The organism is Streptomyces sp. DSM 40750 (assembly GCF_024612035.1).
Classification (GTDB): Bacteria; Actinomycetota; Actinomycetes; order Streptomycetales; family Streptomycetaceae; genus Streptomyces.
On the sequence record NZ_CP102513.1, the window covers coordinates 543,473 to 556,150 of the forward strand.

Below are 12,678 nucleotides of genomic sequence, written 5' to 3' on the forward strand. Positions count from 1 at the left end.
GTCAGCCGTCCTTCTCGGCGGTCTTCTGGATCTCGCCGAGGACCTTCTCCGGCTCGGCACTCGACACGGCCGTACCGATGCGCTGCTTCACGGCGCCCTCGACGGTGGACCAGTTCGGGTTGTCGGTGGGTGCGAACCGCGCGCCCGACAGCGCGTCGACGAACGGTTTGTAGTAGGCGGAGTCCGAACTCAGCGCGTCACCGGCCGACTTGGTGACCGAGAGGAACCCCTCGGTGGACAGGAACTTCGAGGCGTTCTTCTTCTGGTAGAAGAAGTCGAGGAACTTGTTGACGGCCTCGCGGTTCTTGCCTTCGTCCTTCTTGAAGGCCACCAGGTAGTCCTGGACACCGAGCGTGTTGTGCGTCGTACCGTCCTTGCTCGGCAGGGGCGCGACGCCGTAGTTCAGGTTCTTGTCGACCGTGTCGATGAAGCCCTTGCGCATGAAGACGGCGCCGTTGATCATGCCGATCTTCCCCTGGGCGAACTGGTTGAAGACGTCCTTGCGGTTGGTGGCCTCGGGGTTGGGCTGGGTCAGACCGGCCTTGGTGAGCTTCCGCAGGAAGTCCAGCGTCTCCACGTTGGCCCGCTGGTCGACGGCCCACTGTCCCGACTTGTCGGTCCAGCCGCCGCCGTTGTTCATCGCCCAGATGTAGAACTCGGCCTGGGCCTCCTCCGCGCCGAGCGGCAGGCCCAGCGGGATGTCCCCGGCCTTCTTCACCTTCTCGGCCGCGTCCTCGACCTCGGCCCAGCTGGACGGCGGCTCGGAGATCCCGGCCTCGTCGAAGATGTCCTTGTTGTAGAAGAAGAGCCGCGCGCTGGAGATGAACGGCAGGCCGTACTGGACGCCTTCGTACCGCGCCTGGTCGGCGAAGAGCGGCAGGAAGTCGTCGAGCACCTCGGGCGACACGACGTCCTTGGCCTGGTGGATCAGGTCGTCGCGCGCGAAGTCGGAGAACTTGTTGTAGTTGAGGACGTCGGGCTGTTGGCCGGTCTGGATGTACGTCTTGACCTTGGAGTCGATCTGCTCCCAGTCGACGACCTCCAACTCGACCTGGTAGCCGGGGTTCTCGGCCTCGAAGTCCTTGATGAGGTTCTCCCAGTAGGGCTGGGTGTCATCGTCGTACTTCGCGGCCACGAATCTGATCGTCTTTCCGTCGCCGTCACCGCCACCGCCACCGGACGAACCTCCCTTGCCGCATCCGGTGAGGACCAGAGCGAGGGACACACCTGCTGCGATACCGACGAGGTGCCGTTTCACGGGGTACCCACCTTCACTGCAACCGAGTGATTGTTTCTGCTCGATAATGGCTAGGATCAAGCATCAACATCCATCATGCCCAAGGGATCGCGCATGATGTCAAGGGCCGACGGTTACCACTCGGCTATGCCGCAGCCCCATGAGCACGGAGACGGGAGCCCCTTCATGAGTCGGACCGAGATCGAGATCGCCACCCAGCCCGAGTGCTGGCGCCGCGCCACCGAACTGGCACGGCGGCCGGACGCCCCCGCGTACGCGGCCATGCCCAGGCCCGGTGAGCGGGTCGCCGTCGTGGGCTGCGGCACCTCCTGGTTCATGGCCCACGCCTATGCGGTGCTCCGGGAGTCCGGGGGCCACGGGGAGACGGACGCCTTTCCGGCCTCCGAGATGCCGGCCGGCCGGGCCTACGACCGGGTGGTCGCGCTGACCCGGTCCGGCACCACCTCGGAGGTCCTGGAACTGCTCGGCCGACTGCGCGGCCGAACGCCCACCGTCGCGGTCACCGCGGACCCCGCGACCCCGGTCATGGATGTCGCCGACGCGGCCGTAGTGCTGGACTTCGCCGACGAGACGTCGGTGGTGCAGACCCGGTTCGCCACCACCGAACTGGTGCTGCTGCGCGCCCTGCTCGGTGAGGACCTCGGCCATCTGGGGGCGCAGGCCGCCTCGGCGCTGGTCGAGCCGCTGCCCGAAGAGCTTCTCGCCGCCGAGCAGTTCACCTTCCTCGGGCGGGGCTGGGCGTACGGGATCGCCCAGGAAGCGGCCCTGAAGATGCGCGAGGCGGCGGGCGCGTGGACGGAGGCGTACCCGGTGATGGAGTACCGGCACGGGCCGATCAGCATCACCGGACCGGGCCGGGTGGCCTGGTGGTTCGGTGATCCGGCGGCCGTTCCCGTCGGCCTGCCGGAGGAGATCGCGCGCACCGGCGGCCAGTTGGTCGCCCTCGGGCGCGACCCGGTGGCCGACCTGATCGTGGTGCAGCGGCTCGCCGCGACCCTCGGCGGGGCGCGCGGACTCGACCCGGACAACCCCCGCCATCTGACCCGCTCGGTGATCCTGACCTGACCCCGGCCGCCCCCCGGCAGCCCTTGGCCGCCGCCCCCGCGCATGAGAACGGAACCGCCCGAATCGGGCGCGGTTCACACGGAATTTACAGCCGTTTTCCCCGGGTCCGCGGCCTCCCGAGGCAGGGCGTGGACCCGGGAAACCAACCGTCACCAGGTCCGACAGTGGCCCGTGGTGCTGCTGATAAATCATGAATGCGAGTGTTGACAGCTGACGTTTATCGCCAGAACATGAACAGAAATACGCATGATCTTGCAGTGCTGCTCCATCACGCCATGCCCCGCCCCGCAGGAGGACGTGAGTGCGCACCCAACCGCTCAGGCCGCGCGGCCTCGGCACACTTCTGGCCGCCCTGGCCCTGACGCTCATCCCGCCCGTCGCCGAATCCCTCACCACACCGGCCCGGGCAGACACCGCAGCCCGGGCGGACGCCGCAGCCCAGCCGACGGTGACCGAGAGCGCGGACGGGCTCACCCTGTCCGTGCCGGGCACCGGAAAGGCGCCGGGCTACACCGTCGACATCGCCACCGACGAACTCGCCCTCACCACCGAGCGCGCCGGAAGAACCGTGCTCGGCACCGCAGGCGGCGACACCGGAGGCCTCCGGTTCCGCTCCGACGACACGTGGCAGCACGCCACCGCGGTCACCGACTGGACGTGGCGGAACGGCGTCCTCACCCTCATCACCGACACCACCCTCGACGGCGCCACCATCGAGGCCCGGCTCACGCCCGAGGCCGACCGCTACGACCTGAGCTGGGACGTCGAGGGCACCAGCCCCGACCAATTAGGTCTCGCCTATGACCTGTCGTCGGCCGGCCACTGGTACGGCCACGGCGAGGCGGAGACCCCGCAGGGCGGCCCCGGTGTCAACCAGCCCTGGCCTCTCGACACCGGCGAGGTCGACCACAAGGCCTTCGGACCGGCGTCGTACAACATGATCGACCCGTTCTGGTACACCTCCGCGGCGACCGGCCTCCGCGTCGACACCGGGGATGTCATGGACGTGGCAATCAACAAGGGCAAGGACGGCCTCGGCCGCTTCACGGTCGAGTCCTCGGACACCTACAAGGCCACCGTGTTCGTCGAGTCGACCCCGCTGGAGGTCTACCGGAACTACGTCGGCATCGTCGGCAAGCCGACCAAGAGCGACGCCCCGTACGAGCAGTACGCCAAGCCGCTGTGGAATTCCTGGGCGCAGTTCTACACCAAGATCGACCAGGAGAAACTGCTCGACTACGCCACCGACCTCTCCGACAACGGTCTGGACGGGCACACCATCCAGCTCGACGACAAGTGGGAGTCGAACTACGGCAATCTGACCTGGGATCCCCAGACCTTCCCCGATCCCAAGGGCCTTTCCGACAAGATCCACGACATGGGGTTCGACTTCGGTATCTGGGTCACCCTGTGGATCAACCTGGACTCCGACAACTACCAGTACGCGGTCGACAAGGGCTATCTGCTCATGGACGCCAAGGACACGAGCAAGCCGTGTGAAGTGACCTGGTGGAACGGCCAGGCCGGGATCATCGACCTGGCGAACCCCGACGCCAAGGCCTGGTACGAGGGCAACCTCAAGACCCTGATGGACACGTACGACATCGACGGGCTGAAGTTCGACACCCGCTTCTTCGACGAGAAGTGTGCGCCTCGCGAGGGCCACCAGGCCACGGACTACCAGAAGCTCGGCACGGAACTCGCCGACGAGTTCGACCTCCAGGGCGCGGGCATCCGGGTGCACTGGAACAAGACGGCCCATGAGGCGGGCTTCGTCACCCGCCAGGTCGACAAGGGCACCGGCTGGGACTCCCTGCGTGCGTCCGCCACCCAGAACCTGGCCATCTCCACCATCGGCTACCCGTTCGTCGAGTCCGACATGATCGGCGGCTCCGGCGGCCAGCCCGCACCGTCGAAGAACGTGCTGGTGCGGTGGGCGCAGTCCGCTTCGCTGATGCCGCTGATGTACGCCTCGACGTCCCCGGTGGACACCAATGACACCACCACCGGGCAGAAGGTGGACTACGACCAGGAGACGATCGACCTCTACCGGGAGGCGATCGAGACGCACGAGAAGCTCGCCCCCTACATCTGGGACCAGGTGCAGAGCACCCTCAAGACCGGCGACCCGATCATGCGGCCGTTGTTCTTCGACTTCCCGAAGGACAAGCCGAGTTACACGGTCACCGACCAGTGGATGCTCGGCCCGGCCGTGCTGGCCGCACCCAAGCTGAGCACCGGCTCCACCCGGAGCGTCTACCTGCCCTCCGGTACCTGGTACGACGTGAACCAGGGCACGGTGATACGCGGCCCCAAGACCCTCAAGGGGTACGCGGCACCGCTCGGCGTCACCCCGGCCTTCGTCGACCTCAAGGCCAAGGGCGCCGCCAAGGCCATCAAGGCACTGAAGCGCGACAACGTCCCGGCCGCCTCCCTGCTGATCAGCCCGGACTCCCCGTCCACCGCCTCCGGCACGCCGTTCGAGGTGACCACCGAGGTGACCAACTGGGGCACCCGGACCATCAACAACGCCCGATCGGCACTGGACCTGCCCGACGGCTGGACCGCCAGGGCGACCGGGCCGGCCACCGCGCGGTCCCTCAGGAACGGCGCGACACTCACCACCACCTGGACGGTGACCCCCGCGGAGGACGCCCGATGGGGCAGCCACGACCTCACCGGCACCGTCAGCTACGCCGGATCGCAGAAGGCGGCCGACACGGTGCAGGCGCAGGTGAAGGCCGCCCCGGGCAGTATCCAGGACCCGTACCGGACAACCGACACCACCACCGACGACGCCCAGTACGCCCAGGCCGGGGACCAGTTCGCCATCTGGGCCGGCGGCGAGGACCTGTCCGGCTGGAAGGACGAGAAAGGCGTCATCTACCTCGACGACGCCGCCGGCGAGAAGGCCACCGTGGAGGCCAAGTTGGTCTCTCAGGACAGCGCCTCACCGTTCGGCAAGGCCGGAATCGCCCTCGCCAACGATCTGACCGCGCCGGACAAGGGCGGCTACGCGGTGCTGGTCATGACCGACCAGTACGGCCTGGAGTTCATGACCGACAGCGACGGCGACGGCAAGCTGGACACGTGGGCGGGCGGTGGCTCCACCTACCACCCGGCGTATCTCAAGCTGACCCGGGACGGCGACACCTACACCGCGTACGCCGGCAAGGACGGCGAGACCTGGTCGCAGGTCGGCAACGCCCAGGTGCCGTCGGCCACCGGCACCGGTGACGCGGGGATGGTCGCCGGCGCGGCCAACGTCAACTACCCCGGCGAGAACATCGAAGCCGTCTTCAGCGGATTCTCCGTCACTTCCTGACACGCCGGCATCACCAGGCACCACCGCCGCTTCCCGGCAGGCCTCCCCCTGGGGGCCTGCCGGGGACCACTCCCTGCACCGCCGTGAGAGAGGGAACCGACCCCCATGGCACGTACGTCCTCAGCTGTCGCGGGCTTCGTCGCCGGCGTTGTCGTGGCCGCGAGCACCACCGCGATCGCCGTCACCGATACGACGACCACCGGCACCGACCTCAATTCCAAGGCCACCGCCACCTGGCTGACCGTCAAGGTCGCCGACGCCATGGGCACAAGAGACACCCTCACCTGGGTGCCCACCGGGTCCTTCGCCGACTCCGCGGCGGAGCGGGTCCCGCGCTACCCGATGACCGCCATCAAGGGCAAGGACACCAAGGAGCTGAAGCTCTCCGCCGTGCGCAACGAGCAGGTCTCGGCGCAGTTGGCGATCGCGTCCGGCAAGGACCTCGACAACGTCAAGGCCGTGGTCGGCGACCTCACCGGGCCCGGCGGTGCGAAGCTGTCCGGTGACGACACCCAGGTCCGGTTCGTCAAGTACGTGCCCGTGCAGCGCTCCAAGAGCGAGGTGGACTGGTCCGCCACCATCGACCAGGTCAGCTCCGGCAAGGAGGTCTCCGGCGACCGCAACCCCGATGTGGTCGGCGACGCACTCGACGAGCGGTCCTCCGTGGATGTGCCCGCCTACGCGGCGCAGCCGCTGTGGTTCACCTTCCACATCCCCGAGAAGGCCAGGCCCGGCACCTACACCGGCACGGTGAAGGTCGACGCCGACGGCCGCACCCAGGCCAGTTACCCACTGACCATCGAGGTCGCGGACGCGAGCGTGCCCGACCCCGAGGACTACGACTTCTTCCTCGACGTGTGGGCGCAGCCGGAGACGATGGCCAAGAACCACGGCGTGAAGCTCTGGTCCGACCGGCACTGGAAGCTGATCGAAAGGTACAACCGCGACTTGGCCTCACGCGGCCAGAAGGTCATCAACACCACCATCGTCGACAACCCGTGGCACCACCAGTGGTCGCTCGGCACCCGGGAGTCGCAGACGGCCACGCCGTACACCAGCATGGTGGGCTGGACGTGGGACGGCGACGAGTTCGCCTTCGACTTCTCCCGCTGGGACAAGTACGTCCAGACCGCGAGACGCGCCGGGCTCGGGCCCGGCATCGGCGCCTTCTCCATGCTGGCGTTCCAGGACCAGGAGCACCTCACCTACACCGACACCCGCACCGGCAGGACCGTCTACGAGAACGTGGATCTGGGCGGGGAGCGCTGGCGGGAGGCGTGGGGTGCGTATCTGCCGGCCTTCGAGGCCCATCTGAAGACGAAGGGCTGGCTGGAGGACACGTGGCTGTCCTTCGACGAGCGGCCGATCGAGACCATGAGGGTGGTCAAGGACTTCGTCCACGAGGTCGCGCCGGTCTTCGACGACCGTATCTCCGTGGCCGGGTCGATCAGCACGGAAGGTGTCGCGTCGAACCTGTCCGTCGACTGGGGCGGCATCGACGCGATGACGAAGGAGAAGGCGGCCGAGCGGCGCAAGGCCGGCAAGATCACCACCTTCTACGTGTACGGCTCGCCGGCCCACCCCAACACGCTGTCGTACTCCCCCGCCGTCGAGTCGCGGATGCTGCCGTGGATCTCCGCCCAGCGGAACCTGGACGGGTTCCTGCGCTGGTCGTACAACAGCTGGACCAGCGACCCCTTCCGCCAGCCGGTGCACATCTTCACCCAGGGTGACGAGTACCTGGTCTATCCGGGCAAGGACGGCCCGATGTCCAGCATCCGCTGGGAGCAGCTGAAGGAGGGCGTCGAGGACTACGAACTCATCGCCCGGCTACGGAAGAAGGAGGGCGGCGGCACCGACAGCGACGCGCTGACCGAGGCCCTCACCACCGCGACGCGGGACCTCGACGGCCGTACGAAGGACGTCGGCGACATCGAGACCGCGCGGGCGGCAGTGGTGAAGGGGCTGACGTCATGAGAGGACGATGGACATCCCTGTTGCTCGCCACCCTTCTGTCTGTCATGCCCCTGACCAACGCGGTCTCCGCGGCACCGGCCGAGGCTGAGCCGCAGGCCAAGCACACCGTCACGTACGACCAGTACTCCGTGAAGGTCGACGGCGAACCCCTGTACATCTGGGGCGCCGAGTTCCACTACTTCCGGCTGCCCAGCCCCGACGCGTGGCGCGATGTGCTGCAGAAGATCAAGGCGGGTGGCTTCAACGCCGTCTCGCTCTACTTCGACTGGGGCTACCACTCGGCCAAGCCGGGCTCGTACGACTTCACCGGCGTCCGCGATGTGGAGCGGCTGCTGGACGAGGCCGAGCGCGCGGGCCTGTATGTGATCGCCCGCCCCGGCCCGTACATCAACGCCGAGGTCTCCGGCGGCGGCCTGCCCGCCTGGCGCAAGACGCAGGCCGGCGTGAACCGCACCTCCGAGCCGGAGTACATGAAGGCGGCCCGGGAGTGGATGAGCAGGATCAACCCGATCATCGCCCGGCACCAGCTCACCCGCGGCACCGGCAACGTGATCCTCTACCAGGTCGAGAACGAGTACCAGGGCGGACGCCAGGACGCCGACTACATGCAGACGCTCATCGACTGGGCGAAGGAAGACGGCATCGACGTGCCCACCTTCGTCAATGACGGCGGAGCCAACAAGAACTGGGTCAGTGGCAAGGGAGCCCCGGACATCTACGGCTTCGACGCCTACCCGCAGGGCTTCGACTGCAAGGACCCCGATGCCTGGAGGAACCTGCCCGACTACAGCTATGTCAACGAGTGGAAGCCCGAGTCCCCGCTGATCATCCCGGAGGCACAGGGCGGCGCCTTCGACCCGTGGGGCGGCACCGGCTACCAGGACTGCGCGAAGCTGACCGGGACCGACTTCACCCGGGTGTTCGGCAAGATGAACATCGCCGCCGGAGTGACCGGCCAGTCCTTCTACATGACGTACGGCGGCACCAACTGGGGCTGGCTCGCCGACCCCAACGCGGTCTACACGTCGTACGACTACGGGGCCCCGATCAACGAGTCCCGCCAACTGACCGACAAGTACCAGGAGTTCAAGCGCCTCGGGTACATGGTCGGCTCCGTCACCTCACTGGCGCGCACCGACAAGGCCGAGGCACCCACTCCTTCCGATGAGGCACTGCGCGTCGACCGGCGCGTCAACCCCGACGACGGCACCCAGTTCTTCACCGTCCGGCACGCCGACACCCGCGTGAAGGACAAGGACGAGACGACGCTGTCGCTGACCGGCGCGGACGGCGACTACCCGCGCGTGCCGCAGCAGGGCGCGATCACCGTCGACGGCCGGGACGCCAAACTCCTGGTGGCGGGCTACGACTTGGGCGACGACCAGCGGCTCGTCTACTCCACTTCCGAGATCATGACGCACGCCAGGATCGGCGACCGGAACGTGGCGCTGCTGTACGGGCGTGAGGGCGAGGCCGGTGAGACCGTGCTGCGGTACGCCGAGCGGCCTGAGGTCACCGTCCTCGACGGCGATGTCACCACCACCTGGGACGCCGAGCGCGGCGATCTGCGGCTGAACTACACCCACAAGGGCATGGCCCGGGTGCTGGTGAACGGTCTGGAACTGCTCATCGCCGACACCGCCGAGACCGCCCACTGGTGGCGGCAGGACACCACCGCGGGCCCGGTCCTCGTACGCGGCCCGTCCCTCGTCCGTACGGCGGACCTGGCGGGCGGCACTCTGAAACTGACCGGCGACTCCACCAAGGCCGCGAAGATCGAGGTCATCGCGGACGCCAAGAAGGCCAAGAAGGTGACTTGGAACGGCCGCGCGGTCGCCGTCACCCAGGCGCCGCGCCCCGTCGAGCTGCCCGAGCTGACCTCGTGGAAGTACAAGGAAGAGGCACCGGAGTCCGCTCCCGGCTTCGACGACTCCACCTGGACCACCGCCGACCACCTCACCGCCAACAACCCCGCCCTGGACGGGTCACTGCCGGTGCTCGCGATGGACGAGTACGGCTACCACCACGGCAACGTCTGGTACCGCGGCCGGTTCAGGACCACAGGGACGGCGACCGCGCTCGCACTCGACGCCAACACGGGTCCGACCGGCCAGTACGCGGTCTGGCTCAACGGCCGCCACCTCGGCAGCTCCGGCGACGGCGCGCACACCTTCGACATACCGGCGGGCACGCTGAAGGACAGCGAGGACAGTGGGGACACCAAGGACCGCGGGGACAACGTGCTCTCCGTCCTCGTGGAGAACGCGGGCCACAACGAGGAATGGGGCCACGACTACTCCAAGGAGCCGCGCGGCCTGCTCGGCGCCGAGGTGATCGGCGGGGCCTCCACACTCACCTGGAAGATCCAGGGCAGCCGCGGTGGCGAAGACCCGGTCGACACCGCCCGGGGCCCGTACAACAACGGCGGGCTGTACGGGGAGCGGGCCGGCTGGTCGCTGCCGGGCTTCCCCGACGGCGGCTGGAAGCGCACCACCCTGTCCGCGCAGAGCGCGAAGACCGGGCCCGGTGTGCGCTGGTACCGCACCACCGCCCGGCTCGACCTGCCACGGGGCCAGGACAACGCGATCGCACTCGATCTCGCCGAAGCCGACGGCGGCAGCACCGGCTACCGCGCCCAGATCTTCGTCAACGGGTGGCTGATCGGCCGCTACCTGCCGGACACCGGGCCCCAGACACGTTTCGTCATCCCCAAGGGCATCCTGCGCGAGCAGGGCACCAACACCATCGCCCTGGCCGTCTGGTCCAACGAGGCTGACGCGGGCCCGGGTTCGGCGAAGCTCGTGGACCTCGGAGCCTCCGTCGGCGGTATCGACGTACGCCCCGTCGCCGCGCCCTCGTACAACGCGAAGACGTATGCCATGCCGGACTCGGGCGTGCACGTCGCCGTCGACGCCGAGCCGTTCCTGAGCACCGGCACCGCCACCAAGGTCCCCGTCACTCTCACCGTGCCGAAGGACGCGCCGACTGCCCGGAGCGTCGAGCTGGCGCTTAACGTCCCGGACGGCTGGACCGCGACCACCGAGGACACCACCCGTTTCCACCGGGTCCGGCCCGGTGACAAGGTGACCGCGGCCTACACCGTCACTCCGCCGGGCGACCCGGTCCATTACGCCGTCCTGTCCGCGACCGCCACGCTCACGCAGCCCGGCCATCCGGACACCGTCACCGGCGTACGGGCCGTGCAGGTGCCGCCGCCGGGGCTGTCCGCCGACGCCCACGTGAGCGACCTGACCCTGGTCAAGGCGGTCAACGGCTGGGGCCCGGTGGAGAAGGACGCCTCCAACGGCGAATCCGCGGCGGGTGACGGACGGACGCTGTCGGTCGGCGGCACCACCTACACCAAGGGCCTCGGCGTGCACGCGAACAGCCAGATCCGGGTCTACCTCGGCGGCGGCTGCACCCGGTTCACCGCCACCGCCGGGGTGGACGACGAGGTCGGCGACAACGGCAGCGTCTCCTTCCAGGTGATCGCCGACGGCCGCTCACTCGCGACCACACCGGTGCTGCGCGGCTCCGACGGCGGCACCGACATCGACGTGGACGTGACCGACGCCCGCTGGCTGGACCTGCTGGTCGACGGCGACGGGGATGTCTCCACGGACCACGCCGACTGGGCCGACGCCAAGGTGACCTGTACGGGAGGCACCTCGTGAACCTCGCCCGAGTGGGACGGCCGCGTACCCCACTCGCCGCAGCGTTGGCCGCCGTCGGCTCGGCACAGTAGGAGGCGGCACAACATGCATCCGATAGGAAGCAGGTTTGCGACCCTGCTGCTGGCGGTCGTGGCCGTCGTGGCAGGGACGGTGGCACCCGCCGACGCCGGTGAGCAGGACGATCGGCAGGGCAGATCTCAGGACAACCGGCGTGCCTGGACGGGGACTTGGGCGACCGCGCCGAGCGAGCACTTCGACGTCTCGGGGATGTCCGAGGTGACGGTACGGATGCCGGTGCGCACCAGCGTCGGCGGCTCCTCGGTACGCATCCGGCTGACCAACGCCTACGCGACCGAGCCGGTGACGATCGGGCACGCGACCGTGGGGCTGCGCGACAGCGGTTCCTCCGTCGCGCACCCGTACGGCCTGCGGTTCGGCGGGAAGCGTGAAGTGACCGTCCCGGCGGGCGGCGAGGCGGTCAGCGATCCGGTGCGCCTGGCCGTACCGGCCCTCGCCGACCTCGTGGTCAGTCTTTATCTCCCCGGCCGGGTCACGCACATCACCGACCACTGGTGGGCACAGCAGACCGTGTACTGGACGGATTACGGGGCGGGCGACCACGCCGCCGACACCGCCGGTGACGCCTACACCTGGACCACCACGAGCTGGCCGTTCCTCAGCGGTGTCGATGTGACCGCGCCGAGGACCGGATCGGTGGTGGCGCTCGGCGACTCGATCACCGACGGGTCCTTCTCGACGCCCGACACCAACCAGCGCTGGCCCGACCTCCTGTCCGCCCGGCTGAACGCCTGCCTGCCCGGCGCCGGGGTGCTCAACGCGGGCATCACCAGCAACCGGATCACCGCCGGGACCACGACCAACCCCTCCGCCCTGGACCGCCTCGAACGGGACGTGCTCTCGCAGCCGGGAGCCAGGACCCTGCTCCTCTTCGAGGGGATCAACGATCTCGGCGGGGCGAGCGCCGAGCAGATCATCGCCGGCATGACGGAGATCGCCGACCGGGCGCACCGGCGCGGGATGCGGGTCGTCGCCGCCACGATCACGCCGTACAAGGACTTCACCTGGGGCGGCTGGAGCGAGGAGACGGAGGCCCGGCGGCAGCGGGTCAACGCGTTCGTCCGGGACTCCGGCGGGGTCTTCGACGACTACGCCGACTTCGACAAGGCGGTGCGGGACCCGGCGGACCCGCGGCGGCTCGGCGCGGCGTACGACTCCGGCGACCATCTGCACCCCAACGACGCCGGAATGAAGGCCTTCGCCGATTCCGTCGACCTGACCGCGCTCGGCCTCGGCCGGGGCTGTTCCTGAGGAGGACTCGTGCTGGGAGTGCGTCGCGTACACGCAGTGTTCGGGCATCG

6 protein-coding genes are annotated in these 12,678 nt (G+C 68.7%); 5 read left to right on the top strand and 1 reads right to left on the bottom strand.

Annotation, left to right across the window (positions count from 1 at the left end; genetic code table 11):
• Position 1 precedes the first annotated feature (1 nt).
• Positions 2-1,258, bottom strand: a complete 1,257-nt coding sequence (locus JIX55_RS02680; protein WP_257561581.1) for an extracellular solute-binding protein — start codon at positions 1,256-1,258, stop codon at positions 2-4.
• 165 nt (positions 1,259-1,423) lie between these two features.
• On the opposite strand from JIX55_RS02680, the gene JIX55_RS02685 reads away from it, so the two are divergent.
• The 5 genes from JIX55_RS02685 (at position 1,424) to JIX55_RS02705 (ending at position 12,628) form a co-directional block, all read left to right on the top strand.
• On the top strand, positions 1,424-2,323 hold the full coding sequence (locus tag JIX55_RS02685; protein WP_257561582.1) for an SIS domain-containing protein: 900 nt from the start codon (positions 1,424-1,426) through the stop codon (positions 2,321-2,323).
• Positions 2,324-2,624: 301 nt separating this feature from the next.
• A complete protein-coding gene (locus JIX55_RS02690; protein ID WP_257561583.1) occupies positions 2,625-5,648 on the top strand; it encodes a TIM-barrel domain-containing protein in 3,024 nt (1,007 codons plus the stop codon).
• 105 nt (positions 5,649-5,753) lie between these two features.
• The gene (locus JIX55_RS02695) at positions 5,754-7,625 is read left to right on the top strand and encodes a DUF4091 domain-containing protein (protein ID WP_257561584.1); all 1,872 of its coding nucleotides are present in this window, start codon (positions 5,754-5,756) and stop codon (positions 7,623-7,625) included.
• Positions 7,626-7,669: 44 nt separating this feature from the next.
• Positions 7,670-11,299 carry a beta-galactosidase gene (locus JIX55_RS02700; RefSeq protein ID WP_257561585.1) on the top strand — a complete coding sequence of 1,210 codons (3,630 nt, stop codon included), beginning with the start codon at positions 7,670-7,672 and terminating at the stop codon, positions 11,297-11,299.
• 84 nt (positions 11,300-11,383) lie between these two features.
• A complete protein-coding gene (locus JIX55_RS02705; RefSeq protein WP_257561586.1) occupies positions 11,384-12,628 on the top strand; it encodes an SGNH/GDSL hydrolase family protein in 1,245 nt (414 codons plus the stop codon).
• The last annotated feature ends 50 nt before the right edge of the window (positions 12,629-12,678 follow it).